The sequence below is a fragment of the Mesorhizobium sp. P3_B5 genome (genome assembly GCF_056402815.1).
The window spans coordinates 175,465-200,773 of sequence record NZ_JBFUGR010000006.1; the positions used below are offsets into that span (position 1 = coordinate 175,465).

30 protein-coding genes are annotated in these 25,309 nt (G+C 58.9%); 7 read left to right on the top strand and 23 right to left on the bottom strand.

Annotated elements, in window-relative coordinates; all coding sequences use genetic code 11:
- Positions 1-148: 148 nt before the first annotated feature.
- From AC1DVW_RS17420 to AC1DVW_RS17430, 3 genes are all read right to left on the bottom strand, one after another.
- Positions 149-445, bottom strand: a complete 297-nt coding sequence (locus AC1DVW_RS17420; protein ID WP_477324621.1) for a hypothetical protein — start codon at positions 443-445, stop codon at positions 149-151.
- Positions 446-565: 120 nt separating this feature from the next.
- Positions 566-1,003 (bottom strand): hypothetical protein, encoded by a 438-nt coding sequence (locus tag AC1DVW_RS17425; protein ID WP_477324623.1) that lies wholly within the window; start codon positions 1,001-1,003, stop codon positions 566-568.
- A gap of 445 nt (positions 1,004-1,448) precedes the next feature.
- A complete protein-coding gene (locus AC1DVW_RS17430) occupies positions 1,449-2,309 on the bottom strand; it encodes an ATP-dependent DNA ligase (RefSeq protein ID WP_477324625.1) in 861 nt (286 codons plus the stop codon).
- A 108-nt stretch (positions 2,310-2,417) separates the two neighbouring features.
- On the opposite strand from AC1DVW_RS17430, the gene AC1DVW_RS17435 reads away from it, so the two are divergent.
- Positions 2,418-3,464 (top strand): hypothetical protein, encoded by a 1,047-nt coding sequence (locus AC1DVW_RS17435; RefSeq protein WP_477324627.1) that lies wholly within the window; start codon positions 2,418-2,420, stop codon positions 3,462-3,464.
- Between the two features lie 111 nt (positions 3,465-3,575).
- On the opposite strand, the gene AC1DVW_RS17440 is transcribed toward AC1DVW_RS17435, so the two are convergent.
- Complete coding sequence (locus AC1DVW_RS17440) at positions 3,576-4,043, bottom strand: hypothetical protein (RefSeq protein WP_477324629.1); 468 nt, start codon at positions 4,041-4,043, stop codon at positions 3,576-3,578.
- Between the two features lie 125 nt (positions 4,044-4,168).
- Between AC1DVW_RS17440 and AC1DVW_RS17445 the strand changes: the two genes are divergently transcribed.
- From AC1DVW_RS17445 to AC1DVW_RS17455, 3 genes are all read left to right on the top strand, one after another.
- Positions 4,169-4,573 carry a sunset domain-containing protein gene (locus AC1DVW_RS17445; RefSeq protein ID WP_477324631.1) on the top strand — a complete coding sequence of 135 codons (405 nt, stop codon included), beginning with the start codon at positions 4,169-4,171 and terminating at the stop codon, positions 4,571-4,573.
- A gap of 3 nt (positions 4,574-4,576) precedes the next feature.
- On the top strand, positions 4,577-5,101 hold the full coding sequence (locus AC1DVW_RS17450; RefSeq protein WP_477324633.1) for a hypothetical protein: 525 nt from the start codon (positions 4,577-4,579) through the stop codon (positions 5,099-5,101).
- A gap of 896 nt (positions 5,102-5,997) precedes the next feature.
- Entirely contained in the window at positions 5,998-6,786 is a 789-nt protein-coding gene (locus AC1DVW_RS17455; protein WP_477324634.1) for a hypothetical protein, read from the top strand.
- Between the two features lie 25 nt (positions 6,787-6,811).
- Here the strand turns inward: AC1DVW_RS17455 and AC1DVW_RS17460 are convergent, their stop codons facing one another.
- From AC1DVW_RS17460 to AC1DVW_RS17490, 7 genes are all read right to left on the bottom strand, one after another.
- The gene (locus AC1DVW_RS17460) at positions 6,812-7,216 is read right to left on the bottom strand and encodes a hypothetical protein (protein WP_477324635.1); all 405 of its coding nucleotides are present in this window, start codon (positions 7,214-7,216) and stop codon (positions 6,812-6,814) included.
- A 25-nt stretch (positions 7,217-7,241) separates the two neighbouring features.
- Positions 7,242-7,856, bottom strand: coding sequence for a hypothetical protein (locus tag AC1DVW_RS17465; RefSeq protein WP_477324637.1), 615 nt, complete (start codon positions 7,854-7,856; stop codon positions 7,242-7,244).
- Between the two features lie 176 nt (positions 7,857-8,032).
- Complete coding sequence (locus AC1DVW_RS17470; RefSeq protein ID WP_477324639.1) at positions 8,033-8,497, bottom strand: hypothetical protein; 465 nt, start codon at positions 8,495-8,497, stop codon at positions 8,033-8,035.
- Positions 8,498-8,710: 213 nt separating this feature from the next.
- Positions 8,711-9,166, bottom strand: a complete 456-nt coding sequence (locus tag AC1DVW_RS17475; protein ID WP_477324641.1) for a hypothetical protein — start codon at positions 9,164-9,166, stop codon at positions 8,711-8,713.
- A 265-nt stretch (positions 9,167-9,431) separates the two neighbouring features.
- Positions 9,432-10,400 (bottom strand): hypothetical protein, encoded by a 969-nt coding sequence (locus AC1DVW_RS17480; RefSeq protein WP_477324643.1) that lies wholly within the window; start codon positions 10,398-10,400, stop codon positions 9,432-9,434.
- Between the two features lie 101 nt (positions 10,401-10,501).
- Entirely contained in the window at positions 10,502-10,846 is a 345-nt protein-coding gene (locus tag AC1DVW_RS17485) for a hypothetical protein (protein ID WP_477324645.1), read from the bottom strand.
- The gene (locus tag AC1DVW_RS17490) at positions 10,843-11,481 is read right to left on the bottom strand and encodes a hypothetical protein (protein ID WP_477324647.1); all 639 of its coding nucleotides are present in this window, start codon (positions 11,479-11,481) and stop codon (positions 10,843-10,845) included. The genes AC1DVW_RS17485 and AC1DVW_RS17490 overlap by 4 nt, the downstream gene beginning before the upstream one ends.
- Positions 11,482-11,710: 229 nt before the next feature.
- On the opposite strand from AC1DVW_RS17490, the gene AC1DVW_RS17495 reads away from it, so the two are divergent.
- Positions 11,711-12,211: a hypothetical protein gene (locus AC1DVW_RS17495; RefSeq protein ID WP_477324649.1), complete on the top strand. Its 501-nt coding sequence runs from the start codon at positions 11,711-11,713 to the stop codon at positions 12,209-12,211.
- Positions 12,212-12,338: 127 nt separating this feature from the next.
- Here AC1DVW_RS17495 and AC1DVW_RS17500 read toward each other — a convergent pair whose 3' ends face one another.
- The 7 genes from AC1DVW_RS17500 to AC1DVW_RS17530 form a co-directional block, all read right to left on the bottom strand.
- Complete coding sequence (locus tag AC1DVW_RS17500; RefSeq protein ID WP_477324651.1) at positions 12,339-12,938, bottom strand: hypothetical protein; 600 nt, start codon at positions 12,936-12,938, stop codon at positions 12,339-12,341.
- Between the two features lie 43 nt (positions 12,939-12,981).
- Positions 12,982-13,275 carry a DUF6074 family protein gene (locus AC1DVW_RS17505; protein WP_477324653.1) on the bottom strand — a complete coding sequence of 98 codons (294 nt, stop codon included), beginning with the start codon at positions 13,273-13,275 and terminating at the stop codon, positions 12,982-12,984.
- Entirely contained in the window at positions 13,272-13,859 is a 588-nt protein-coding gene (locus AC1DVW_RS17510) for a hypothetical protein (RefSeq protein WP_477324655.1), read from the bottom strand. Before AC1DVW_RS17510 ends, AC1DVW_RS17505 begins: the two co-directional genes overlap by 4 nt.
- Positions 13,856-14,053 carry a hypothetical protein gene (locus tag AC1DVW_RS17515; RefSeq protein WP_477324657.1) on the bottom strand — a complete coding sequence of 66 codons (198 nt, stop codon included), beginning with the start codon at positions 14,051-14,053 and terminating at the stop codon, positions 13,856-13,858. Before AC1DVW_RS17515 ends, AC1DVW_RS17510 begins: the two co-directional genes overlap by 4 nt.
- The gene (locus tag AC1DVW_RS17520) at positions 14,050-14,247 is read right to left on the bottom strand and encodes a helix-turn-helix transcriptional regulator (RefSeq protein ID WP_477324659.1); all 198 of its coding nucleotides are present in this window, start codon (positions 14,245-14,247) and stop codon (positions 14,050-14,052) included. Before AC1DVW_RS17520 ends, AC1DVW_RS17515 begins: the two co-directional genes overlap by 4 nt.
- A 129-nt stretch (positions 14,248-14,376) precedes the next feature.
- Positions 14,377-15,087 carry a hypothetical protein gene (locus AC1DVW_RS17525; RefSeq protein WP_477324661.1) on the bottom strand — a complete coding sequence of 237 codons (711 nt, stop codon included), beginning with the start codon at positions 15,085-15,087 and terminating at the stop codon, positions 14,377-14,379.
- Entirely contained in the window at positions 15,084-16,400 is a 1,317-nt protein-coding gene (locus AC1DVW_RS17530; protein WP_477324663.1) for a tyrosine-type recombinase/integrase, read from the bottom strand. The genes AC1DVW_RS17525 and AC1DVW_RS17530 overlap by 4 nt, the downstream gene beginning before the upstream one ends.
- Positions 16,401-16,694: 294 nt before the next feature.
- On the opposite strand from AC1DVW_RS17530, the gene AC1DVW_RS17535 reads away from it, so the two are divergent.
- Entirely contained in the window at positions 16,695-18,053 is a 1,359-nt protein-coding gene (locus AC1DVW_RS17535) for a tyrosine-type recombinase/integrase (protein WP_477324665.1), read from the top strand.
- Positions 18,054-18,278: 225 nt separating this feature from the next.
- Here the strand turns inward: AC1DVW_RS17535 and AC1DVW_RS17540 are convergent, their stop codons facing one another.
- The 5 genes from AC1DVW_RS17540 to AC1DVW_RS17560 all read right to left on the bottom strand — a co-directional run bounded on the left by AC1DVW_RS17540 (position 18,279) and on the right by AC1DVW_RS17560 (position 23,749).
- Entirely contained in the window at positions 18,279-18,698 is a 420-nt protein-coding gene (locus tag AC1DVW_RS17540; RefSeq protein ID WP_477324667.1) for a thermonuclease family protein, read from the bottom strand.
- Between the two features lie 30 nt (positions 18,699-18,728).
- On the bottom strand, positions 18,729-19,700 hold the full coding sequence (locus AC1DVW_RS17545) for an ankyrin repeat domain-containing protein (protein ID WP_477324669.1): 972 nt from the start codon (positions 19,698-19,700) through the stop codon (positions 18,729-18,731).
- A 463-nt stretch (positions 19,701-20,163) separates the two neighbouring features.
- Positions 20,164-21,261 (bottom strand): alpha/beta hydrolase family protein, encoded by a 1,098-nt coding sequence (locus AC1DVW_RS17550; protein ID WP_477324671.1) that lies wholly within the window; start codon positions 21,259-21,261, stop codon positions 20,164-20,166.
- Positions 21,262-22,028: 767 nt separating this feature from the next.
- A complete protein-coding gene (locus AC1DVW_RS17555) occupies positions 22,029-23,264 on the bottom strand; it encodes a hypothetical protein (RefSeq protein WP_477324673.1) in 1,236 nt (411 codons plus the stop codon).
- 29 nt (positions 23,265-23,293) lie between these two features.
- Entirely contained in the window at positions 23,294-23,749 is a 456-nt protein-coding gene (locus AC1DVW_RS17560; RefSeq protein WP_477324675.1) for a hypothetical protein, read from the bottom strand.
- Positions 23,750-24,640: 891 nt separating this feature from the next.
- Here AC1DVW_RS17560 and AC1DVW_RS17565 point away from each other — a divergent pair.
- On the top strand, positions 24,641-25,264 hold the full coding sequence (locus tag AC1DVW_RS17565; protein ID WP_477324677.1) for a KTSC domain-containing protein: 624 nt from the start codon (positions 24,641-24,643) through the stop codon (positions 25,262-25,264).
- Positions 25,265-25,309: the final 45 nt, after the last annotated feature.

Sequence of the window (25,309 nt, forward strand, 5' to 3'; positions counted from 1 at the left end):
TAAGCCCCAATTATATTAGCAAAGGTATATATATTAGCCAGCCGGCCGCGCGCCCGTCCTCAAGGCCGCTGCCGGTCAGGCCCAGCGGCCTTCCGCTGCCAGTCCCCCTAGCAACCAAGCCGCTGGGCCGTCTGGCGCTGCTTTTGCGCTACAGTTTTGCTCTATCGAAGGTCGGCTTCCAATCGCGGTTTCTGCGCTCTTGGTCACCTGCGTAGTCGGGAATGAACGTGAAGAACACGGGCCGACGGTCGCGGCCGGCAGCTTTGCATCTGGTGCAGCCGAAGAGCCCGACCAGATCCCAATGCATCGATCCATGCTCGGCACCGAGCCTGTCGACTAGCGCCTGGACATCGAGCTTTGTCGACTTGCAGCACATCGGATGCCCGCAATTGACATAGAGGCTTTCGCGGGTGGCTAGGGTGTCGGCGAGGGTTTTCTGGGGCATGGCGAACTCCGTTTGAGGGTCGCCGCAACGAGGACTATAATTCCTTGCGCCGTGCGGGCCAGCAAGGGGTCGAGTGATGTTTTTCGCCTACACCGCCCTCGTGCGGGGGGGCGGCTTTTGTCAGCGGCAAGCCGCCACAAGCGGGCTTGCAACCGGGAAGTTGTCTCGGGTCATGTAGACGTATTGAACCTCTCCGCCGTCGCCGACGAAGGCCGCCATTGCCTCGGCGTTGCATACATAGTTTCGAGTAATTTCGTACATCTTCTGCACGTATACGTCCCGTGACACGCCGGCATCGAGTATCCTGGCTTCCACTTCCGCATTGGTCTGCGCCCACATTGCACCAAAGACGATCCTCGGACCGACGGCAGCGACGTTCCTCAACGTGATGTTCGAGCTCACAACCATTGGCAGCGACGGCGCCAGCGTGGCCTGCACTTCCTTGGCATACGCACAGATGTCAGCCTTGGAAAAGCAGGGATCATCCTCTGCCATGGCGCTTGTTGACCAAGCCACCGCTATGATCGCGATCAAGCGCCCTGCAAGCAAACCTGTCATGTAATCCCTCTTGGATTGGAGGACCGTATCGATCCGCCTAACCTACTCGTCTAGCCGACTTCGCTTCGACAAGCCACAGAGCGCATAAGCAGCCTCACCAGCGCGCGTTTCTGCCGGCCGCTGTCTTACAGTGTGGAAGCGCCAACTTGCAGCGCTGTACTCATTAGCGTATCCTAATCTATTGAGCCGATATTTTGAAGCAACAAGGGGACAGGCCTGATGGGGAAGCATCTGTGGTTAGGCGTGATGTTAGCGTGCTCAGGAATGCTTTCGAGCAGCATGGCTGAAGCAAAAGCCTTCAAAAGCTTCCAAGGCAAAGAGTGCAGAAACGACTACAAACGTCTTTGCCCAGGGAAACCGATCGGCCAATGTGATCTTCAAAGCATGATCGATCAGCTATCACTCCCATGCAAAGCATTCGTCGAGAAGCACAAGTAAGGGTCAATCAATCCTCTTCCCTGAAATCCTGCAGCGAGGCGTGGCGCAGGTCTTCCTCGCCGCGCAGGTGCTTCACGGTGGCGACAAGGCCCGGCTTGACCCATTGCGTCGCCGGCCGCTTCATGCCCTTGGGCGCCGTCCCTGCATGGTCCTGGACACACTTCCAGAGCCGTTCGCGCAATTCCCGGTTCAAGGTGATGAAAGCCGAGCCAACATAGCGCCCGGTGCCGCGCTCTGCCATCAGGGCGAATGCCGGTTTTCCCGCTTCTCGCTCGACGCCGAGCAGATCGAACTCGTCAATCGCATAGCACTTCGCCTTCAGCCAGTTGGTCGATGGGCCGCTGCGATATTTGCTGTCCTTCCGCTTTGACACCATCCCCTCAAGCCCGGCCTGGTCGACGAGGTGAAACACCGCTGCGCCAGTGCCGGGCAGCGCTTCGCTAAATTGGATGCGACCGCCTTTCGGGATCATCTCGGCCAGGATCTCGCGCCGGTCCTCCAGCGGCATGACGCGCAGATCGTGACCATTGAGGTGCAGGAGATCGAAGGCGACGAAATAGAGGTCATGCTGGCGGCGGGTGATGGCTTTGCGCAGGGCCGCGAAATCGGACAGGCCCTTGTCGTTGAGAACGATGATCTCGCCGTCGATGATCGCGCTCTCAACACCAAGCGATGCGCCAGCGGCCGCCAGGTCGCGATACTTGGACGTCCAGTCGAGGCCGCGCCGGGTAAAAATGCGCGTTCCTTGATCGCAGATAATCATCTGCGAGCGGTACCCGTCGAATTTGACTTCGTGAATCCAGCCGTCGCCCTCTGGAGGCTTCTCCACGAGGGTTGGCATCAACGGCTCGACGAACTTCAAACGCATGCACTGACCCACGCCCGGCGATTCAATTAGCTTGCGCTTAAATTGTTCCCAAAACCCAAAAACTGGGGGGTTGAACTGCTCATGAGCGGCACCTAATTGGGTTCGCAAATGACATTGATTTTCGCGCTGCTAACAAAGTCGAGCTCGGAATGGATCATAGCGTCCGATCGCCGGCTTACGGCAAATGGCCAATTGGCCGACGACGATTTCAACAAAGCGATCTTTGTCGCGAACCATCATTTCAAATGCCATGTTGCTTTCACGGGTCTCGCACAGGCGAGTCGATGGAACACTCAGCTTTTCCTCGAGGAAGAGACCGAAAAGCTGGTCCAACTAGGCCTCAGGTCGGATGAGTTCACCAGCCGTCTATGTGGCGCTTTGAACGAGCAGTCGACCAAGCACCCCAATTTCAGAGCACTCAGCGACAAAAACAAGAATCTCACCGTAGTTATTAGCGGGTTCGGTTTTCAAACGGATATCCTCGGGCGTGCCGTCGCAATTCCTTTTTTGGGAATTATCGAAAACGCCCCGGTGGGCGACCCCAAGGGAGTATTCCCGAAGGGCACCTATCGATACGAGGTCAAGGTGCTTCGCGGCAAAGCTTTCGGGGTGTGGGGATCGGAGGAGGGCATCCGAAACACAGATGTAGACATAATCGGGTCCTTTCTGGAGAAGGATAAGCCGCTCCTCGTTTTGAGGGAACTGGCGGTCGAGCGGATGAGGCTAGCCGCCGAACGATTGGAAGAAGAGGCAGCCGCCATCCCCGTGCGCAGGGGCCAGAAAGCCCTAATCGGCGCGATTGGTCCCGATTTTTCGTCTGTAATTATACGCGCGTTTGAAGGCGCGGACTACCAGCATCACACTCTAAAAGAGACCGCAGTCTTCTCGCCGACATTCATTTCCGAGGGGATGATAATCAAGGACGCAAAGGTCTGGGCCAGCGATTTGCCTATTTTTCAAGCGCCTCCAATGTTCCGTCGAGGATCCAAATGTCAGTGCGGAAGCGGGGCGCAATTTCGACACTGCCATGGGCGCAGGAAAGGTCCGGGAATTCCGACCCGGCCTGCTGGCGATCCGCCTTGGTGGAAGGACATTTACGAGGGAGGAAAGCCTGAATTAGGTATGGCGAAGGCCTACCTCAATGGGCCTAAATGAAAGCGGTCTGCGCTTCTATCGACCATGCCGCACCCAGCAAGAGCCATCTGTCGACGCATTTCAGCGATGCTCTCCTGCGAGACGGTACCGCCGGCCGAGAGGCACGGAGCGTCAATGACCAGCAGCTTTCAATTCCTTGGCGTGGGCGAGTTGACTCATCAGTAGTGTGAACTTGTTTGCCAGTTCTGGTATTTGAGCGACCGTTCGCTCGACGAATTTCGTAGCCGGAGCGCAAGCCAGATACTCGCCTCGGAGATGGTCTGCTGCATCACGCTCAGCGCTCGCGAGCGTTCCCGGCGTGAATGAATCCTGAGAGCGAGCTGTCTCCCTCAAGATGAAGCCCACACTAGGCTTCTCAGGAAAGCAATACCTGTCGATCGCTTCGGCGTAAGCGTATGCCCTGATGAACGGCAGATCTACGATCTCCCTTGTGAATCCATCGATGAAGGCATCAGCAGTCCAGGGCTCGCGAATGATGACCCCCTGCCCAACCGTGTTGTCGGTAGCCTTCGCTGTGTCAGCGTTGAAGGCAAGGATCAATAGGCATGAAACAGTCGCGCGCTTCATCGAGATGTCCATCGGCCGTTCGTATCGACCAATATGCGCAAAAGAATGGCCGGAGCAGAGCTACCCATTAGCCGTAGCTAACCTCTCTGGACTCACTGCCGCTTTGGAAGCATTCTTTCCTCGGGGAGTGAGGGGATGTGGGCAAAAGCCATCTGCAGCTGAATATTGGCGCCGACCAGGCTGACCGGTGGCGCAAGAACGCAAGGAAAAAGCGTCGTCGGAGCCGGTGGCGGCCTCAATACCTTTTCGCACTGGTGATGGTTCCCGTGGCGGCCTTCTTCACGATGAACCCAGGCAGCCTCGACGTGCTAGCGAAGTTCATCCCTGCCGAACGGATAGAGAGCGTACCCGACCCGTCATCCCTACTTTCGGGTGGCTGCACAATAAAGGGTAACATCAGCATCGACAGCGGTGAGCACATCTATCACGTGCCAGGCCAAAGATATTATTCACAGACCATCATCCGGCCGGAATACGGCGAACGCTGGTTCTGCAGCGAAGACGAGGCGCGAGCCGCAGGCTGGCGCAGAGCGAGGCGATAGGTGATGGAGAGCAATCCGGTTGTCGTCTCAAGCATCATCGAGGATGCTTTCCTCATCTCATGCCTGGTTCTCGCGCTCCAGAACGCAGAACAGGCAATCAATAGAAATCCAGAGGTCGATAACTTTTTGGACGATTGCCAGACCAGCATCGAGAGTATGCTGCTGAAAAGGCTACTGGCCACAGCTGGGATGATCCGGAACCTGGTATTTGAAAAATATACATCAGAGATGAGAAGTGACGAATGGCGTCGGCTCGCCGAAAGAGATGTTGGGTGGCTTTCCACCGATGGGCGAGAGCCCACACCGCTACATTTCCGGGAAAGTTGCAACAAGATCCTGCATCACCGCGACTATTCCTTCCCTGCTTCAGATCAGGTGCCTCACATGAAGGCGCGATCGAGTCTCTCCTTACAGGACTGCGCACAGTTCTCTGGGACGGTGCAAAAGAGCAAGTGGCACGCAATCATCAATCTGCACCAGTTTGCTTCAGCTGCTTGGATCTGCGCCGATATCGATGGCAGGGTCTGACATGGCTCCGTACTCGGCTTCCGAACTCAAGTATGCCCGGCCGATTGCAAACGCCTTGATCGACCGCGGCGATTTTCGCGAGTGGTTTATGCGGGACACGCCATATGAGGCTGGTGCATTCGAAGCTCGCGCTCTTGTGGAGGAGCATCGAAAACTAAGAAGCCCCAACATAAAGAACCCGTTCTGGTTCAACTGTTTTTGCGGCAAGGACTCCAACTGTCCGTGCCGGATTGGAACCGGAATCGAGACGGATATCCTTTTAATTTTCGAGTTCACGTCGGGTAGCCGCCTCGGGCTACACATCGAGGTCAAACCACCCGGAGAGGCGCTTGGGAATGGACAGGCTGAATCTTATCCAAGACGAGCTGCATGCTGGGCAATGCCAGCGACGCGCCCGAAGACGGTGCCACATCATGAACATTTTCTGACTGTCATAGCCTGCTCGCGCGACCTCCGATGGGACAGATCAAAGCGGACCTTCGACAAAGAAAGGTACCACGATGAAATCGCGCGACATCTGTCGCCCTATCCGGAGGTGTAACTATTGCGTCCAATACTCGTAGTGATTGCCCTGGTGGCCTGCTTTTTCCTCTGGGATGGGCTGTTCAACAAAGGGATATATACGACGGCAGTGGGACAACGCTACCGAGATGCAGTGGCCGCTCTGCCGACCGGTTACAAGGGTTGAAATCTACAAACAGCCTTGCCACAGCGCGCGTTCCCGCCGGCCGCTGTCCTATGCCGCCGAAGCGCCCCAAGCGCCCTGGCGAGCGCCCTTTGGCTACCGGCTTGCGCGCAACCCTGCCAGCGCAATTTCTTTCTGGCTGCACTTGCTGCCGCTGGTCGAGAGAGCGTAACAACACTACAAGATCATCTAGGCTTTCGGGGGCTTGGGCATGCACAAACCTACTCTGGCGCGCATAATATCTGCGCCTTTTTTGTTTTTGGCCGTGCTCCTAGTCGCCGCCTGGACCTCCGGGTTTCAAGAAATAATATGCGAGCAGACAAAGGGCGGTGAGGAACACTGCGCTCCCTATAACCTTGCGCTTTTCTACCTCATTAAGATCAAAGAAACTGTCGACAAAAACGACGGGCTTATTACCGCGCTGGCTACGATTGTCATCGCTGCTTTCACTGCCACTCTCTGGAAATCCACCGATAAACTGTGGCGGGCCGGACGCGAGGAATTTATCGCAAGCAGGCGACCCTGGACGGGGATAGTCAGCGTAAAAATGGGCGGGTCTCTCAACATCAGTGAGACGAGCGTTACTGGGACGCTTTCTTTCGAATTGAGAAACTTCGGAAACTCTCCGGCAGAGTATGTCTTTCCCTACACAAAGTTCTTCACGTTTGAACAAATCGGCGAAGCTGTGCTGTTTTCCGGTGGAACGGAGCGGGCGCTCCGAAACGTCGGCACGACAATTTTTCCGGGCCAAATCCTGCCAGATCAGAATGTTGGTTTCCTCACACTGCCCGAGGAAGGTCCCATCTCGTCTACACAATCCGGTTTCATTGCCGGATATGTCGGCTACTTGTTCTCAGTTGATAATAGTTTCCATACGACGCCATTCATCTATCTTTTGAGCAGAAAGGATGGCGCCGCCTTGTTTGATGGTAAACCCACAATCATCAAGGTGGATGATCTCACAATTCTGCCAACTCCCATGGCCAGACGCTCCACTTAGCCCGCCGATGCCACCATGCTGTTGCCTAGCTCAAAAGGGCCACGTCATCGCCAGCACGACGCCAGCGGCCAGGGCGAAGGCGAGCTTGCCGTAAGCCTCGACCTGCAGGCCCGTTTTCTCTGCCGATTTGCCCGCCTGGTCGGCCTGTTCGCCGCTGGATTTTGCCAAGCCGAACAGTGCCGCGCCGGCAGCCGTGGCTCCAAGCCGCCAGCCCGGCGCCGATCAGCGCAAACCGACGGCCGACTGTAGCGAGATCGGAACCGACTTTGCCCAAGCTGGCGCCGAACTTGTCCAGGTCGGCCTTGCGGGCAGCGGCGGCAATCTGTTCGAGCGCCTTCTCGCCTGCGCTGCCCATTGCCTTGAGTTGGGCGATGATCTCCGCACCGCCCTCCAGGCTAATTCTTTGTGAAATCGTTTTTTTGCCGGCCATTTCAACAACAATCCTTCTTGTGTTCTCAGGGCTTCGCCGACCAGCACGCCGACATCGAGCGATCAGCCCATTCCGTGCCGCCTGGCAGGCCCTCGTCGTCGTCGCTTGTCCACTGCCCGCCGCTGCCATCGTCACCAACACGCTCGACGAAGGCTTGCACCTCGGCGGACCACGCTAGAATGGGCCTGTCAGGAAGCGGGATGCGATAATCGTGAATGCGCGCCCGGTTGATATCTTGATGCACCGCGCACGCCAGCGTCGCGGTAAGGTCCTCCAGCGCCAACACCGCGCGCGCCTGGTTCATCTCGTCGGCGCCGAGAATCTCCATCGCTTCGCGCATAAGTTTTGGCCACTCGGCAACCATGACACTGAGGGCGGCTAGCACTTGGGGATCGTAACCGTTCCCGCTCTGCGCCTTCCAAAGCGAAGCCTTCCGGATGGCGCGATCTGGTCGGCCGCCATGTCCGCCTTGTATGTTGCTGTCCCGTCGCCTTGCCGAGTCGGCAGTTTGCCGGTCGACCAGTTTCTTACCATCGGCCGTTGTCACCGTCGGAATGCGACCCTTGGCAATCGCGCGGCTGACTGTCGACGGCGAGACGCCGATTGTGTGAGCATATTCAGTTGGGGACATCAGCGTCATTTTCAGCAACTCGCATTTGCACAGATTTGCGGCTCAAAGCCTTGCATACGCAAGAAACCGTCGTAATTGCGTTTGTTCATGCACAAGTTTTGCAAGTCTGTGGCTAGGGACACTGTGCGCGTAGCCGATCCGTATCCAGAACCAAGAATTTCCCAGGACCCCTTCGACGCTCTGCATCAGCCAGGTTTCCGGTTCAGGAAGGCGTCGAACTTCGCATTGCGCACCGCGATTACCTCGTCCCACGCACCGCGGGCTTTGGCGCGTCGGGCATAGATGTCCTTAGCGCTAGGAATAGGCGGTGCCACTTTGCCGATCTCGGCCTCGATCGCGATCAGCTCAGGCTTAAGATCGGCCAGCGTTGGTATGAGGTCAGTGTTTGTCCGGCCGATGAAACGCGGGGCAACATCGGCCACCTCACGTTCTCTCGTGGCTTCTGTCCTAGCCTCGGCAATGGCCGCAGGGAAACGCTCCCGCAGGCCGACGACCTTGTCTCTTTGGCTCTCGGGAAGATCCAGGAAACAGCCGCCAATCATACTGGTCGCGCGGAAGAAGGCGGTGAGATCGGCCTGGCTTTCGAAGTGTGAGGCATCGCCGCGCTCGATTGCCGCGCGCCATGCTGGGGAGAAGGTCGAGGGGATCATGTTACAAATCCTTCTGAACGGTGCGGCCAGGACGGAACCAACATCAATCCTGGCCGCGCGGCGCTGCCACGTCTCTCTGAACCCGCGACCGCGCCTTTTGGTGAATAGGAGTGAGCCGGAACCCAACCGCTGTGAAAGGCTCCGGCTCTTTGCCTCAACCGGACTGACAGGAACGGTCAGGCAATTGGTGATGCGGGCTGGGCGCATCTGCATTCAGTCCTCCTCGTCGTCGGCGTCGACGAGCGCCTGGCCGGCCTTCAACTTCTTGGCAGTTTTCGCGAACGTGTCCGACAGCCTCAGCCGTTCGGCGTCGATGATCGCTTCGATGCGCTGGCGTTCACGCGGATCGCGCGTGATCCGATGCGGTAGGCCGGACACCAGGGTGATGAATGCACCTGCGATCTCGTCCAGCGTCGCGGTCGCCTCTTCCATCGTGACCAGTTCGCGATCTTCGCGGGCGATGCGCATCTCGATCTGGGTGGCCCTTGCATCGCGAACACGATCCGACGAGCCGGTGCCGCGGCGCGCCGCTTCGCCAGCGACCTTGAAATCAAGATAGCCTCGAACAGTCTCGCCAAGCGGGAACCGGCCACGCGAAAGTTTCGGGAAGACACCAGCGCCCGCCAGCCGAGCGATTGCCTGCTTCGAGATGGCGAAAAGATCAGCCAAGAAGGCCGTCGACACAGGGGCTTCGGCGTCTTCCACTAGATGCCCCCGTGTGAAAGTGAAACTGCGATTTCAAAGTCGCGGAACACACTCGCTTCACGGGCTACGCGGCCCCGTATCCGTGGCGAAACAGAGGTGGGGAACCTTAGTAGGGGGTGGGGTAACGCCCTCGGGTGGCTGACCCGCTCGACCATCCCGAGGGCAACGCCGACCACTGTCCAGGTCGTCGGCGTATTCAATCCGAGCGTTTGGCTAACACTCGTCATCATCACGGCTCCTCGGCCATGTCGATGGTGGCAGGTTCTTCCTTGGCCTTTGCCGGCGTATCGGCAACAGCGATCAGTTGCGTGACCGGCTCCTGATCAGCATCGGCTGGCATAGGCTTCATGGCCGCGAGGTCGCTCATCCTGGCCAGGACAAGCCTGGGCATGTCGGTGCTGTTGTTCCTGTGCTCCCAGATGGGAGGCTCGCCAGCGACGAGACCGGGCAGCACGACACTGGCCAGCGGCGTGTAGTGGATTGGGTTGGTCCGGGGCAGATACGTCCGGCGCATGAAGCGGCGCTTCACCGCTCGGGTGCCTCCGTGAATGTGGATAACGCCATCCGGTGGCACGTGCCCGCCGGCCTTGACCTCCGCCGCCCGTCTCTCGGCTTCGGCCTGTCTGTCATTTGGCAGGACATCCCAGCTGCCGGCGTGACACCAAAGCTGGACTTCTTTCTCGCTGATCGTCTTCTCTTCTGAGCCTGGGCGCCGGCGCACTGTTACCTCGACAGGCCACAGCGGGGCAGCATCAGCGGGCAAGCGCTTGTTCGCTTCCTCGACCGCGACGTCGGCTTCGGCGACTGCTCGGATCAGGTCGACGAAGCGGCGGCCGAGGTCGGGATATTCCTTCCGAAGCATTTTGGCCGCAGCGTCGGCCTTGGCCTTCGCGCTGTTGTAGATTCCGGCGAGCTCGGCCTCGGTCGCGGCCGCGATAGCCGCCTCCAGGCGCTTCTCGAGTTCGGCCTTGGCAGCATAGGCGCGTTCGATATCCCGGTTTGCCGCGGCGATCCTGGTCTCGATCGCTTCGAGTTCCTTGTCGCTGCCATCGAGCAGAACGCGGCGCCGTTCGGCTTCCAGCGTCTCGGCGGCAGCCTCCAGCCCCTCGATGTCGATCTGATCGAGGGTCTGCCGAAGCTGGTCGGCCGTGTTCGTCTGACCTCCCCGCAACGACTTGACGATGGTTTGAATGTTCATCTGACTTCGATCTCTCGGGCTGTGGACATGCACCGAAGATGCCGAACGAAACACGACAGACGAAGGGCTCGAAACACGACAAACGCGACAAACACGACAGGCTATCGGATGCCTAACTTTGCCTGCACTTTCGAAATCGAGACATACCACCGACCGCCTGGACGCCAGCCGAAATCCTTATTCCGTTGGCACCACGACCGAACGACTTCCTTCGATATTTCGAAACGTTGCGCCGCCGTTGAAACCTCTATCCACTCTTTGCCGATGAGGTCTGCCCGCCTTTCTGGCTCGACAAAAGCAGAGGCCGCGGGCGCAGTTGGAACACTATGGTCGCCTTGCCCGATGTAGACGTGCAGATCGGCCAGCCTAGCAGCAAGTGCGGCCTCAGCCGCTTTGATCTCCGCCACCAACCTCACCAAGTGCGGATCCTGTTGGGCTAGCGTCATGCAGCGCCTCCAACGGGTTGCCTGCCATTGTCGGCTGCCAGGCGACGGAACCCGCAGATGGCAACGTGCGTTGCCTTTCCATGGTCGATTACCTCAGAGCGGTTATCCGGGAACTCTTGCCGGCCTGGCTCAGCCGAAAGGCCGTCGACGTGGACGTGCGCGTGGTTGAGCAGCCGCCGCCGATCCGTGACCTCGTAGGGGCTGCGCCGCCAGTTCGATATCGCGGTCCGGTGCGGTCTGAACCGCCGGATTACAGGCTCCACGAGATGCACACCCCGCCGGAACAAAACCCCTGTCACGCATCGGGCTGGAACCATTTGCAGCGCGCGAATGTTTCGAGTGGTGAAGTTCAACCGCGCTGAGGCTGTTTCACGTTTCCGAACCGGACCGAACTGATCGATCTCGGAAGATCGCTGTTCTACGGCAGACATTCCGCAAAGGTCGCCAAACCGCCTATTTCCAGGGCCTTCCAAGGTGGCGTCTTCGCGGCCCGCATGGGGATAGACAGGGACGACAACCCCTATCCGTTCGGGACGGATGCCCACATCGATTGGATCGACGGCTACGACTCCTCGGTCGATGTAGAACAGGCGACAGATCTCGACTGAGCAGGCGGCGGCGAGGTCGAGGCTCATTTGCCCCTCGTCGCATCTGCAGAAGCACCAGACGTTGCATCGACCAGAATACCATCACGACATACTCGCCGTGGTGCGCGACGCCTAACCCTCTCCCCGGCCGGCTGCCGAGCAGCCCGGCGCTCCCAGCGTATGGTGCCAGCCGCTTTAGGCATCCGAATAACCGGTCTCTTGACGGGCCCCACCCACCCGGTGCCTTGTTCGACGACCAACCGGGGAGGTGTGACCAATGATTTCATTCAAAGAAGACGAAGGCTTGGCGTCGCCCTTTGAGCGGCACCCCAACGTGTTGCTTGAAATCGGGCGCGTAGTGTCGGTCTGGGGCGCCATAAGCAACCTTTTGCGACATCTGGTCTCGCGGATCCTAGATTGCGATCCTCTGAAGGCCGACGCAATTCTGATGGGTTTCGCAGGCGAGGAACGGCGGCTCGAGTTCATCGTCAGCCTCCTCTCCACCAAGCCGTTGGATGACGAGTCAAAGGCGTTCATCGCGGTCTTGAAGAACCTCCGAAAGCTTAGCACAGAGCGCAACCTCATCGTTCATGGTGGYCCGGTACACGGGGGCAAAGCAGGTCAGAGACCGAGGGACAATTACTTCGTCAACTTCAAGTTCGAGGACGACGCACGGCGCTATGTAAATGCGGCTGATCTCCTGGCTCGTCATCTTGCGAAGCTCAGACGGCACGGCGCAGAACTCGCCGATCTCGTGTATCCGGGGGAGGACGTGTAAAGCTGTTCGCGATCATTGGCGGCCTGGTGCTCGGCTAACAACCGCTCCTCGGGCATGCGTTCGACGGCCTCGGCCCGACACCCGTGCGCCTGGTCAATCCAGCAGACAGCAGCGGCGCGGTACGCGGTCATGCTGCCCTGCCTTCGTAAGTGTTTCCTTCTCCACACTCTGAGGGCGCGGAAACACTTAAGCGCTCCGCTTCCAAGGTGGCTTTGCGTTCTGACAGGCGGGCGATTTCATCTCCGGCACGGCGCAGGTACTCGGTGCTGAATTCGCTGGTTGCTCCGAATGCGCGAATTAGGCCGGCGGCTTTCTGCCTATCAGCGATTTGTATTTCGATCCGCCCGATCTCATCGGCATCGAAGTATCGGCGACACTCCTCGACATCCTCGCGTGCCTTATCGACGTGATGCGACCAGTGCTCAACGAACTTTTCGCGCGGGTGCATCTGGAAGCCGGAGAGCCATCGCTTGGTGATCTGGCTTACAATGCTGAGCCGGTTGTACAGCAGGTGCTCCGAGCCTTGGCGTTCCAACCTCTCGACCCACCAATTTTCAGGCAGGCGAATTGTGCGGAGCCCGCGCGATACTGCGACCCGGTGCTTTTTCTCAATGCGATTGGCGCCGGCATACACGCGGCCGCAAATGTCCCTCGTTGTCCAAGCGCCGTCGGCGTCTTCGATCAGAGCAACGACCACCTGTTGGATGCGGCCAGGACCACGGCTCATAAGTGTTTCCCCGTGGAAATCGTGTCGGTGCGGAAACACTTAGTCATGCAACATCACCACCCGGTCGCTGGCTCTGTCCCGATCGGAGCCAAAGCTCACGCTGCACTGCATCGTAGAAGTCGCGCAGCTCCCGGTTGATGGTGTCTCGATCGAAACCGGCGCGCTGCATCTGCCCGCCCAAGGTCGCAACCGTCTGCTTCCAGTAGTTTGTGGCAGCGGCGCCGCGCTTTGCCGAAAGCATCTCCGCAACACGCCGGATCTTGCCGACACGCTTCGCCATCGGGAAGGCGATCACCATGCAAGGCGAGTTCCAATCCAGAAGGTTAAGCTGCTTCATGCAGTCCTCCTTTTGGCTCGCGCGTAAGCACTAACGTCACAACCTTCGGAGCCCTTTGAATGAAGGTGTTCTTCTAAGGTAGTTCCCTTAAGGTGTTTAGGTTGTAAGTTTGCCACCTCAACAGAGGGTGCATTTGCCACCTCAACACCCCCTCCATTTGCCACCTCAACCGGTTTTTGAGGTTGTAAGTTTGCCACCTCAAACTGCTCGTTTTCGAGCGCGTCCATGCGCATCCGCATGGCGTCCAGAACCATGTTCATGCGTTCCTCGCCGAAGGTGTATTCGTTGGACGCTCGCTTATGAGGACGGCTCTTTCGCAACCAGGCAAGGCGCGGGCGACCGTCCTTGTGAGCGAGAGCACTCAATCGCTTCGTCGCGGCCATTATGGCATCGCTAGATCGAAACAGTTGTGCGGCAAGCCGATCGACGGAAGGCCACGCAACCCGCGACACGCTGTTGATATGCTGCATCACCCGGAAGGCGACGCGAAACTCTGCGTCGGTCAGGTCCTCGTCCACCGACATGGCGTCGAGGATGTCGAGCTTCCATGAGGTAAAAGCGCGCTGGTCGCTGTCTTTCGTCATGCGGCGCGCGCCCGGCGCAATGTGGTTTCTCGGATGACAACAACGGCTTGGTGAGGCGTGAGGCCGAAGCGACGCTGCAGTGCCGGCACGATCGGCCGCTCTATGGCGCCATAGTTCGACACGTAGAAATCAATCGCCTGTTCGATAACGGCGGAATGCTCGTGCTCGGGCGGGGAGAGGTCGGGGGCGGTCATTGGGCCACCTCGTCCCGCTTGTCGACGCGCGTCTTGATCCACGCATCAAGTTCCGATTCGACAAATGCGCGACGGCGCGGCGACAAATAGACCGGCTTTGGAAACCGCTCCTCCTTGATCATCCGGTCGATGTAGTTTCGGGAGTAGACGATCCCCTTGGAGGGGAGTTCGCTGAAAGCGATCAGAGTTTGCATTTGAGTGCCTTACGTTGCTAACGAAGGCTTCCGATCATATGCATTTCCGCCTTGGAAAATACACCTCTTTGAGGGAATTTGTCGGGAACAAAGCTGGACATTGCTTTGCACGCGTTCGGCGCTGTCAAATCAGGACAGTCTCGCCTTCGCCTCGTCTCTGTAGGCGATGACGCGGGCTTCTATGGAAGCTCTCGATAGCGCTTTCTCCATGAACAAAATTATCGCCCTTTCGATGAAATTCATTGCCGGGCTGCCGGCACTGGCAGAAATTCGGACGTGCGCAACGGGTATCTTGAACGCCATGCACCAAAGGCGCGTCAGGCCTCTTATGAGCCCATCGATTTCCGGTTGTTCATTTTTCACAGGGCGGCCTTCCAACCATTTTTCCATCCCATCGGCCATATCGGCCGCGCTCGCAAGCAGATGGTGGAGCACCCGTTTAGCGGTCTCGACGTCACCGGCTGTGAATTCTGCAGGAACGAGGCACGCCTCTAATTCCTCGTCGGACATGGGGATCGGGGGTTCGTCGTCCCAACTATCTGGCAGGCGCGCGCCATCGCCGAACGTCGTAGCGCTAGATAGCTCAAGCTGTTGGCTATCCAAATACTGGATGGTGGACGTCACCGCTACCTGGAGCCTTTTCCATCCATCGACATTGGTTTGATGCGTGTCCTTCTTTCTCCGCTCAGCCGACCAGTGAAAGCGGTTTGCGATATCGTGAAGCTTGTCTCTCAACCAATTTTCATTAGGCAACGAAAACCCTTGAGCTTCCAGCATCGACAGGATTTCTCGTTCGGCCTGCTCTGAGAAATCATATTGATAGTTAAAGTCGAGAGTCATTGTCCGGCCGCCTTGATCTGGATGACATTGCTGGCCTTCTCGCGGCCCGTCAGCGCCACAAGGGCGCCCTCCCATCGCGTCAGCGCGTCTCGCTTGATCTTGAGCCGGTCTGATTGGTTGTAAGTCCTGACGAGCGCCGTAGGCACATGCCCGATGACAGCCTCGGCCACCTCGTCCATGACGTCGAGCTCGGACAACCGGGTTCTGACCGTTCGGCGGATGTCGTGGTTGACCCAGGCCGGCAGTTTTGCCTCGGGGTCATCCTTCTGCAGAGCCGCGAGCATAGCGGCATCGATCCGCAGCTTGACCTTATGGCCGATTGTCACCGGCCCCTCGCCGTCGAGCGAGCAGAGCCAATTGCATTTCTTGAACTTCGGCAACTTGCCGATGATCTCCACCGCCTCGTCGGTCAGCGGCACGACATGATCCCTTCCGGACTTGAAGCGCGCCGCCGGCACGGTCAATGTCTTCCGCTCCAAGTCGACTTCGGACCATGACGCTTGCGCGATGTCGTTTAGGCGCTGGCCTTGCAGCAGCAACAACCGATAGAACGCGCACTCAACAGCACCCAGGCCCTTGGCCGTGCCATCGGTGGCCTTCCAGAGCGCCTTGATCTCGGCATCGGTCAGAACCCGGTCCCTTGATGACTTCTCGCCGATCGTGGTGCGCACCTTCTTTGCTCGGTATGGCGACGCGGTAATGAGGTCGTCATCTACACACCAGCCAAAGAACGTTCCGATCTTCTGCGCGATGTTGAGCGCCTGTCGCTGCTTGCCGCGCGCATAGATCGGCACGACCACCTCCATGATGTCGGCATTGGTGAGGGTGGCGACGTCCCTGCCCTTCCATTTCGGCAAGCATTCGCGGTTGAGATCGCGCTCGTCCTCGTCGGCCTTGCGGATTCCATCCCGGCGCCGGGCTTTGATGAACCGGTCAAGGATGGTTTCAAAAGCTCGGTCGCGCTTTTGGGCCTCTGCCTTGGCCGCAGCGGCCCGTTCCTCATCGRCCAACGCCTTCGGATCGATCCCTTGCTTTATCAGGTCGCGCCATGCGCCAGCCTTCTTGCGGGCGGCTGATAGCGACATCGCGGGGTGGTGGCCGGCATCATCAGGTTCGACATATTCGCCGATAACCCTGCGCTCCGGCGCCGATTTACCAGGGAAGCGGCTGTAAAAGATGAAGGTTCGCTCGCCCTTGTCATTGACGCGAATCCCGAGCCCGCGCACGTCGGCGTCCATCACATCATAACGTTTACCTGGCGCGGCCTTCTTGAGGCTCTTTACCTTGAAGTCCGTCAGGGAAACTTTCGGCATAGGAGCCTCCGGGCTACATCAGGGCTACAATCGAACCCTCCTGCTTATGTAGCCCTAGTGTGCTCTAATATGCAATGACCAAGATAAAACCCTTCCAAAATAAGGCAACTTTGGCCGTTTGACCAACCGGTAATGCGGTCTGGTTGGCTATCCCTGAAGCGGCTGTTAACCGGTTGGTCGCTGGTTCGAATCCGGCCCGGGGAGCCACTTTCCACACGAAAGTCCATATTTCTCAACGTTTTCAAGGCCGAGCCTTTTCTAGCGGTCCACATTCCGGTACACCGGAGGTCCACAATGGGGCTTGTATTGAAGAACGTTCTCAAGACTAAAGCTGGCACTTGGCACTACCGTAGAAGGCTTCCCCGCGACGTAGCGCCGCTCCTCGGACAGGGGGAGTTCAAGCGCCTTCTCGGATCTACAGAGCGAGAGGCTCTGCGCAACTACCCAAAGGTCAGCGGTGAGTTTGAGCGGCTCGTGGCCGAGACGCGGCGGCGGAGCGGCGGGCCTGACCTATCTACGGTCACGCCCATGGAGTTGCACAGGCTGGCAGAGCTGCGGGCGCAAGAGCTGGCGTGTACGATGGTCCACATTGGCGGCCGTACGCTGCCCGGAAGCCACCCCGATGCCGCTGACGTGATCCGGGAGAGTTACCTATCGAGGTCCGAACAGGGCGAAGACCCGGTGGAAGGCCGCGCCGTGGCTATCCTTTCTGGCAGGGATAAGCTGTCCCGCCCTGCCCCCACGATAGAGGACGCCCGGAAGCTCTATCTCAAAGAACGCGTGGGAGATGACGCTAAGAAGACTATGGAGTTGGATCGCGTCTTCAAGCTGGTGAGCGAGGCGCTCCAACGTGATCGGACGTTGGCGAGCCTCAAGCGTGAAGATGCCAAAGAGGTCCGCGTCCATATGGCGGATGGGCGCAAGGCGTCGTCCGTAGATCGTTATTTGAATGTGGTCCGCGCGGTCGTGAACCACGCAATCCGGGAATATGACCTAGCCGGCGTGGCTAACCCCTTCATGAACCTTGAGGCCGCCCCGAAAGACAAGGCTGAACCCGACAGGGACAGGCGCCGCCCCTTCCAGGCCGATGAGCTGAAACACACGACGGCCCGCATCCTGTTCCTTGCCAACCCTGCCCTCCAGCGGATTTGGCAGATGCTTGAGGGTACCGGGTGCCGTCTGGCGGAGGTGGCGGGTTTGCGGGTGTCGGACGTTCGCCTAGACCATGCCATCCCCCACATAACGGTTGAGTGGCACGATGACAGGCGCATCAAGAACGCCGTGTCCCGACGTCGTGTCCCGTTGGTTGGCACTGCGCTGGATGCTGCCAAAGCGGCCGTGAAGGCTGCGGGCGGTTCGGCGATGCTGTTCCCTGCGTACGGGCGGCCGAATGGTGCATCCTCCGCTTCCGCTGCCCTTGGCAAGCACGTTCGGGTAGTGGTCACCGATCCCAAAGTCACTACGCACTCCCTTCGCCACCTTATGAAGGACCGCTTTCGGCTGGCTGGTGTCTCAAAGGCGGATCAAGACATCGTGCTTGGTCACTCGTCGGGGAGCGTCGGAGAGGACTATGGTCATGGACAAGACGCCATGCTGGAGGTAGCCCAGCGGGCGCTCAAAGCTGCCCTGGGGCTGACTGGCAAAAGCCAATAGGCCCTGTTCTATGTCCGGTCGGGGCGGTTTGAGGGGCTTCGCGGGTCCGGCTGGTAGGAAGCACCGCTCGGACCCGAAGCACGCTCTGAAGGCCAGGTTCCCGTCGTCTTCGCGTTGAGTTCATTGCCGAGAATGGTGGTGGCCCGGGTGTGGGGTTGAGGAAGCCATGAGACTAATCGCATTGATCCCGGCGGGTATGGATCGGGGGGTGGACGCCCGTAGCTGCTATCGCCGTTTGATAAAGCTCCCTGCCCACAAGTTGCGTTTGGCAATGCGGGCTTCTTGCTCCTCGGCAAGGTATCGAGTGTCGGCTACCGCCAATCCGTGTTTCACCAGGTCCCGTCCGACATCGATGCCTCCCACGAAGCAGACGCCGACGTCGTCGTCATAACGGTCCTTGCCTTCGATGATGCAAGATACATCGCCCGAGGCAATAAGATGTTGAACGTGGTCACGCGCATACTTGCCGCAGGGCCAGATTTTGCCAGCGGCATCAAAACACGCCTGCGAAAGTTCGGGGGCATCAAAACCGAGCAATTGAATTCGTTTCTTGTCATGCCACAGCGTGTCGCCGTCCTCGGCAAACCAATGCTCTGCTGCGGACACAGGGCCACAGGTAAGCACGAAGGCAAGGGTGAGGATCAACTTACACATGGCCGTGCTAAACGCACACCCCTACGGCAGTGGCACCGGTGTGTCGGCGAGCGTTCTAAGATAGGCGATCACGTTCAGCCGGTCGGCTTCGTCGGGCACGCCTCGGAAGTCCATGTTCACCCCGGGCGTGGTGAGCGTGGGTCCGGCGAGGAAGACGTTGAGGTCCTCGTATGTCCAGGTCCCGTCTAAGGCCAGCAGGGTCTTGGAGTAGCGCTCGAAGTTCGTCGAGGCCTTGTCGCGTCCGACGACGTTCCACAGGTTCGGCCCTATGGTGGAATTATCTTTTGGCCGCACGACATGGCAGGGGGCGCACGTGGTGGCAAAGAAGGCCGCGCCTTTGGGGGGGTCGCCCTTCGCGAGCCGGCCGGAAATCGGTTCCGGCTTCAGGATGACGACGCCATGCGCCAGAAGGTAGGCGGCTATGTCCTGATGGTCGTCGTGCTTTGCGAGATGATAGGCCGTGATGATGCCCGGCCGTTGATTGGCATCGCCCTGGACCCAGATGGCGTTGACGTCAGCACCTGCCTCGACCAGCACCTTGACGCAATCGAGGCAGCCATTGGCAACCGCGAGGGTCAGCATCGGCTCTCCCCGCGTCCTGCCGTTGGCGTCGGCACCATGCGCCAGTAGCAGCCGGATCATGTCGGCGGCGTTTTTCAGCACGGCCACGGTTATTGGCCGGCCGAGCTTCGCTTCTTTGTTGACATCGGCACCGCGTTTGATCAGCAGCTGCGCTGCCTCGACGTGGCCGCTGCGCACCGCGAGGAAGAGCGGTGTTGCTCCCTTCTCCTGCTCCTCGATGTCGGCGCCAGCATCAAGCGCCGCCGTGATTGCCTTGAGATCGCCGCTCTTGGCCGCGTCGTGGAGCGCACCGCCGTTCGCTGTTGTGACGGCACATAACAAGATTAGGAAGCTCGCGAATAAACCCCGCATTTCGGCATCCCTCCGCCGATAAGGAGGAAGATACACCCAACAGGTGGCCACTTCCAGCATATATTAGTGCAGGCTAATGGTGTATGATGACCTTGACGACATCAGTTGCCCTTGAGGCGGCCCCCAATCAATGCATGCGGTCGGGACAAGACAGGTGACGTGCCTTGCAGGCGTGATCGCCACGGCTGCTGCGCTGGAGGGAGGCGCGGCGTTAGCCCACGGCCCGGCTCGGAATTGGGGCTATCCACCCGCTTGTTGCCACGGCGATCCCGTCACTGGGGACTGCGGGAAAATTGCCGGTTCAACTGTGACGCCCCGGCCAGATGGCTACGTGATTATCCTGCGACCAGGCGACCATCCAAAAGTCACTCATCAGAACCGCTACTTCGTGCCGTACGATGCGGTAATCCCATCCGGCGACGACAATTTTCACATATGTCTGCATCCCGCCGAAGAGGATGAGAATTGCTTTTTCGCGCCCGAACCAGCGATGTGATCCTTGTCACGCCTCGCGGAGGTCCTTTTAGTGTAGCGTCGACCGATAGCTTAAGCCCGGAAACGCTACCGCATCATGCGTCAGCGTTGTGCTGGCCTCGGAGCTGCCTTTGAGAATGGCGAGGAAGAACGCGGTGGCCAGTGCTGTCGCCTCATAGAAGTTGGGCTTCAATGGGTTCATGAACAACGTATGCCCGCCATGGTCAAACACGGCCAATGCCTTGTCTGCACTACCGATGCCGTCATACGCCCACAAAGCGTTGAGTTTAGGCGAGACAACCCTGTCGTCGGAAGCGAACATTATCAACGTCGGCAGCCTGACCGCCGCAATGCCTTTGTCTCCAAACGCGTGCAGCTCGCCGCCCGGAGCTGCGGCGACGAGAGCCGAAACGCGCTTGTCCCAAATGGGCGGCATTGGTGCCGCAAAGGGATCTGCAACGCCATAGTGCGCCGCGATGGCTTGCTCGTGGCCGACGAATTGGCAGGCTTCAGTAGCTCCGCTATCCTCTTTGTTTGCAGCACACCAAGTATCCAGCGCCTTTAGGTCGATTTGTGCGCCCGCCGCCTGGAACGCGGTGGTACCACCGGTAGACAATCCCCAGACGCCAATGCGAGAGGTGTCGACGACCCCGGCGAGCTTTCCACCCGAGACGCTCAACTCGTCGACATAGGCAATCACTCGCACCACATTGGCCGGGCGATTGTAGAGCAACCAGACCAGATGCCGATCTGCCGAGAAACCTCCGTCATCATCGAAAGGGCCGGTATCGTAATCGGCAGCCGCTACGACGAAGCCATGGGACGCGAGGTGCCGACCTACCGAACCGAAAATGGAGCCGACGCCTGAAAGCCCATGGATCACGACTACCAGCGGATAGGGACCGGTGGTCGCTGCCGGCGCATCCATCGCTTCATGCAGGATCGCGGTGGGGGCTGGCGCGGGACCAGCGGCAGGATACCAGATCATGGCTGCCATGGAATGGCTGCCGGACGTATCGGAAAACGTGAACTTCTGGAGACCAACCGCAAACGGACCGGGCTTGGTATAGTCTTCAGCATTTGAAGGCGTAACAAACGCCGCGAGCCAAAATCCGAGCACAGGCAGAAGAAGAGTGAAACGCCCCATAATTTTCACCTCACAGCGCAACGGTCACGGCCACCACAACTGACCCGCAACGACCACGGGCAGACAAAGCCCATGCTGCCGGAATATGCAGCACCTACGCAGCGTTCCTTTATTGGATATTGTACAGTCGCAAGCGTTCCTTTAGCTAGTGCTAAAGCGACCAAATGGGACCATTGCGTCGGCCGGTGGCGACCTCTGTCAATTGATTAGCGATCACTAATATGATACGTAGGATTTAGAGTTGAGGGGCTCAAATCCATGGGGCGGTTGCAGCTGCGTCTGGCCTTGCTCGCCATTACCTTGGCCGGCGATGCCAATGCTCACGGTTGGTACACGGCCAAGACTGACCCCGTTCTTCATTGGCGATGTTGTGGCAATCGAGATTGTCACCCTGTCGATCCCAATGATGTCAGATCGAGTAGAGAAGGATACTACGTCAAACAACCGCAGCCCTATTCCCGCAACGATCCGCCAACGGGGGAGTGGTTCATCCCGAGGGATCGCGTCCAAGCCGCCCCGGACGATCAGTATCATATCTGCGAGACGCTCTATCCGACGTTTCGCGTTGGCAGATACAGAATGCGGTGGACTTGTTTCTTCGCGCCGCGTGGAACCAGTTCAATCCAACGCGATCCATCCGGCAGCTGAAAAGCCGACCACTAGCTGCTGTCTTACGGGTCCCACAATGGAAGATAGATGGGGGGAGTGGAGGGTTGTAGAGGTGTAGGGAGACGCTCCTCCCCCACTCTCTACACAGTAAACACCACCTAAAGGCTACGCTTGAGGGCCACCCTGATACGTGATCCCGATACTCGTTCTGCCTCCTCTGCCATGATCTCCGCAATCACTGTCGCCTTAGTGACCGGTAACAAAACAGCATCGTGGATAGGAAGAACGGCGAAGTCCTCCAGCAAAGTCCTTTCCAACACACGGCATAGGATTTCACTCTCCGTGTACATCAGCTCATAGCCGATCCCGCAGTTGAGCACCGGTGCCAGCAGAGGATGCTTCCTCAACATCGCTTGCTTGAAGCGACCCGCCGTCCACTCCGGAGGCAACCCTTGCAAGATGTCCGGGTGCCACTTGCGCATTGTCGTGGCCTTGAAGAGGAAGGCGTTGAAGCCGCTCTTCACAGCACGCCTTTGTTCGTCGGTGAACTCTTCAGTCCCAGGCAAGTCGTACGGGCTTCCCTCGGGAGGAGCAGCACCAACCTTGGCATAGGCGAGCCGAGGGAACATTTGGCCATAGTCGAGTTCCCCAATCCACTCGCCTCCAATCCTGATGTGCCTGCGTTCAGTCCTCCTCATCTGCTGCCAGAAGCCTCCGAAAAGACGGCCGCTGTATACAAGCTTCGTGGATCTTGCGCCTGGAGGCAGCGTGAAGCGTCTGACCAATCTTCGGTCGTGAGCGTCAGTGGGTTGGTTCCCCACGTAAGCGAAATCGGCAACCGCAAGCCGTTCGTTGAACTTCCGCACCTGTGCCGCCTTTGATGCAGCGTCGTCGGTCTGCGGGATTGGGACGTGCTCTCGTCTGCCCCATTGGTCCTTCCGCGTTAGGACCAGCGCCGGCAGGTCCGTCCTTCTCACGAATTCTGGACTGTTGATGCCCCTTGACCGAACCTCTCCTGCAAACGCCGGCGTAGGAGCGATTGTAGTGGCGTACCCGGCCTCCTGGGGCTTTGCCACTGTCACCACCCCTACGGCCTCCAGCGCCCCTAGAAGAGCCGGTAGAGGCTTGCCGAAGCCGTCAACGGTCCTCCCAACCGTGGCCCGCTTGCGGTGGCCCAGCGGCAGCGTAATGCGGCCCTGCTCGGGCGGGAACAGGGCGTAGTGGGCTAGATTGGCGACGATGGTGTTTACAGCACTCTCGAACGCCTTTGCGTCTGCCGGCCTTCGTTGACGTTTGCGGGACCCACTGCGCTGTTCATGCGTCAAGACCAGCGTCGCGACGTCATCCGCAAGTTCCTGAAGTGGGCCTTGAGTGGTCAGCTCAAAGCGGAACATTTGGTCTCGTGGTGCTTCGAGGCTCGTCGTCACACGAGCTCCCGAAGGGCTTGGTTGATTTCATCGGTCATTGCTTGTTTCCTTTCTTGATCACGTTTTTCGAGTTCTGCGAGTTGTAGTCCGGCACCCCCAAAAGCGGCGGCCAGATCACGAGCGACTATCATTCCAGACTTGGGACTAAGCTCCCGGTAGACGCGCTCCTGTTCCCCCCTTCGGTGGTCGTAGCGCAGGCCCGAATGCCTGCTGGAAAGTGCCCGCACCCGCTTCGCAAGCTGGAGGCGAAATGCGGCGTCGGACAGGAACCGCTCCGGTCTCTCGCTCCAGAACATGAACATCGCCAAGGCAGTGACAGCTATGTCCCTTGCAGAGCATTCGGCGTCGAGGTTCAGCACTTCATGCGCCGCCTGCCGCTGGTATCGGCTTTGAACCCGGTTGCCGGCAGTGTCCTTTGCCGAGCTTGCCAGAGCAGCCCAGCGGGCATCCAAGTGGTCCCAAAGGGGACTATGGGCGTTCTTCGCGATACGTTCCCGCACACGGGCAACGTAGGGCGCAAGCTCACTCCGCCTGATGGCGGTCTGCTCGACGTCGCCCTGGCGCCGTAGTCGGCTCTTGTGGCGCCGACAGTGCGGGCTGAAGCGGGAAGTGGTAGGTGCGCCGCAGTGTGCAGCGCGACATGTTCGCATTCATTTCTCCTAATGTTTGTATCCGCCCCCAAGCACAGAGGGATGGATGAGTTGAAAAAAGGTCGAGTTTCCCCGACCATGATTTGATGGTGTCTAGTCGCCGCCGGGTGTCGTCCTGACCTGCCCGGTTCACGGTTCCCCCTTGGGGAAAATAACCCCTTGGTTCCGCTCCCGCTCCGGAGACTAATCCGGATTGGCGGCTTATGCGGTACTTGCACATCCGGCGGGTGTGCCGGTCCCGGGTGCAAGCCCGCTTCCATTCTATGGTTCGGCCGGGGATCATCGTCTTGCCCCGTACGGTCCCGCTGCGGCCCCTAAGGGCACGTCAGGCATGGCTGCAATCGACCGGGCTGTTCGCAGTACAGCCAAACTGGTTTTGGATTGGGGCTCTTGGGCCGGAGGCCGCTTTGAGCGGGTTGGACTTCAGGGTGGTTCAGTGGTCGGGTCTAGCCCACCACTCGGGTATGCGTAGCGCCAATATGGGGCCATCCGGATACAATGTCAACGACTATGCCACTGAATTCGTTACATTATTTGGCACAGGAACCCTAATCCAGTGCGGAGCCTTGTATTGCAAGGGGTTTACATCGCTGCTGTGCCCGAAATAGGAGGGCGGCGCACAGTTGCCGCCTACTCAATATAGGAACGGCCTTGCCATGACACCCTTCAGGGGGCGCAGTTCAGAAGGATATGATGTTGAAGATCACCTCCGCCCTTATCGTTCTCGCGCTTACAAGCTTCGGTGCCGGGGAGCCTGCCGTCGCTAAGGATTTGGCCGGAAATCTGGTGAGTGGGATGACGTACCCGGAAGCCCGCCAAACGCTCCTAAGCCGGGGATGGAAGCCCGCCACCCTCCCGAAGGGGCAGTGCGTCGGCCGGCCGGACGTATGTGCTGCGTATCCGGAAACGTACGACTGTGCGGGCACAGGTCTTGGACAGTGCAAGTTTCTGTTTACTGACGAACGGGGGTTGGTCCTTGCCGTAGTCACGGTAGGGGAAGACCCGCTGCTGGTAGACAGCTCACACATTGAGCGAGACGCGGCCTCCGGCGAAGTTGTCCAGGGCACGCACGTCGGGGCTGTTGATCTCGCGAAGTTTACCTGTCTCCCAACTTCCGACGAGAGCAGTTTGATCAAGCGGGTTTGCTTCCAGGACACCCGCTTCTCGACCCAGCTGCTGCTGCTTCGGCTGAACTCGAAATGGTATCAATACTGCAACGTCGACCAACGGACGTTTGAGGGTCTTCTCAAGGCCCCGTCACTTGGGAAGTTCTACAACGCCCGCATTCGGGGCAATTTTGCCTGTCTTCCTAGCTAACAGTCTGCCCCGCAGCGGCCCGCCGGTCACAGCCACCGCAGAAAC

Bases quoted from the DNA above. Each gene is read 5' to 3' on its own strand.
- AC1DVW_RS17555 (WP_477324673.1), bottom strand. From the start codon at position 23,264: ATGTTCCGCTTTGAGCTGACCACTCAAGGCCCACTTCAGGAACTTGCG.
- AC1DVW_RS17535 (WP_477324665.1), top strand. From the start codon at position 16,695: ATGGGGCTTGTATTGAAGAACGTTCTCAAGACTAAAGCTGGCACTTGG.
- AC1DVW_RS17505 (WP_477324653.1), bottom strand. From the start codon at position 13,275: ATGAAGCAGCTTAACCTTCTGGATTGGAACTCGCCTTGCATGGTGATC.
- AC1DVW_RS17440 (WP_477324629.1), bottom strand. From the start codon at position 4,043: ATGGACATCTCGATGAAGCGCGCGACTGTTTCATGCCTATTGATCCTT.
- AC1DVW_RS17520 (WP_477324659.1), bottom strand. From the start codon at position 14,247: ATGCAAACTCTGATCGCTTTCAGCGAACTCCCCTCCAAGGGGATCGTC.
- AC1DVW_RS17425 (WP_477324623.1), bottom strand. From the start codon at position 1,003: ATGACAGGTTTGCTTGCAGGGCGCTTGATCGCGATCATAGCGGTGGCT.
- AC1DVW_RS17450 (WP_477324633.1), top strand. From the start codon at position 4,577: ATGGAGAGCAATCCGGTTGTCGTCTCAAGCATCATCGAGGATGCTTTC.
- AC1DVW_RS17525 (WP_477324661.1), bottom strand. From the start codon at position 15,087: ATGACTCTCGACTTTAACTATCAATATGATTTCTCAGAGCAGGCCGAA.
- AC1DVW_RS17545 (WP_477324669.1), bottom strand. From the start codon at position 19,700: ATGCTGGAAGTGGCCACCTGTTGGGTGTATCTTCCTCCTTATCGGCGG.
- AC1DVW_RS17500 (WP_477324651.1), bottom strand. From the start codon at position 12,938: ATGAGCCGTGGTCCTGGCCGCATCCAACAGGTGGTCGTTGCTCTGATC.
- AC1DVW_RS17460 (WP_477324635.1), bottom strand. From the start codon at position 7,216: ATGGCCGGCAAAAAAACGATTTCACAAAGAATTAGCCTGGAGGGCGGT.
- AC1DVW_RS17490 (WP_477324647.1), bottom strand. From the start codon at position 11,481: ATGAGCCTCGACCTCGCCGCCGCCTGCTCAGTCGAGATCTGTCGCCTG.
- AC1DVW_RS17550 (WP_477324671.1), bottom strand. From the start codon at position 21,261: ATGGGGCGTTTCACTCTTCTTCTGCCTGTGCTCGGATTTTGGCTCGCG.
- AC1DVW_RS17465 (WP_477324637.1), bottom strand. From the start codon at position 7,856: ATGACGCTGATGTCCCCAACTGAATATGCTCACACAATCGGCGTCTCG.
- AC1DVW_RS17485 (WP_477324645.1), bottom strand. From the start codon at position 10,846: ATGACGCTAGCCCAACAGGATCCGCACTTGGTGAGGTTGGTGGCGGAG.
- AC1DVW_RS17565 (WP_477324677.1), top strand. From the start codon at position 24,641: ATGTTGAAGATCACCTCCGCCCTTATCGTTCTCGCGCTTACAAGCTTC.
- AC1DVW_RS17435 (WP_477324627.1), top strand. From the start codon at position 2,418: ATGACATTGATTTTCGCGCTGCTAACAAAGTCGAGCTCGGAATGGATC.
- AC1DVW_RS17480 (WP_477324643.1), bottom strand. From the start codon at position 10,400: ATGAACATTCAAACCATCGTCAAGTCGTTGCGGGGAGGTCAGACGAAC.
- AC1DVW_RS17515 (WP_477324657.1), bottom strand. From the start codon at position 14,053: ATGACCGCCCCCGACCTCTCCCCGCCCGAGCACGAGCATTCCGCCGTT.
- AC1DVW_RS17430 (WP_477324625.1), bottom strand. From the start codon at position 2,309: ATGCGTTTGAAGTTCGTCGAGCCGTTGATGCCAACCCTCGTGGAGAAG.
- AC1DVW_RS17455 (WP_477324634.1), top strand. From the start codon at position 5,998: ATGCACAAACCTACTCTGGCGCGCATAATATCTGCGCCTTTTTTGTTT.
- AC1DVW_RS17420 (WP_477324621.1), bottom strand. From the start codon at position 445: ATGCCCCAGAAAACCCTCGCCGACACCCTAGCCACCCGCGAAAGCCTC.
- AC1DVW_RS17510 (WP_477324655.1), bottom strand. From the start codon at position 13,859: ATGACGAAAGACAGCGACCAGCGCGCTTTTACCTCATGGAAGCTCGAC.
- AC1DVW_RS17470 (WP_477324639.1), bottom strand. From the start codon at position 8,497: ATGATCCCCTCGACCTTCTCCCCAGCATGGCGCGCGGCAATCGAGCGC.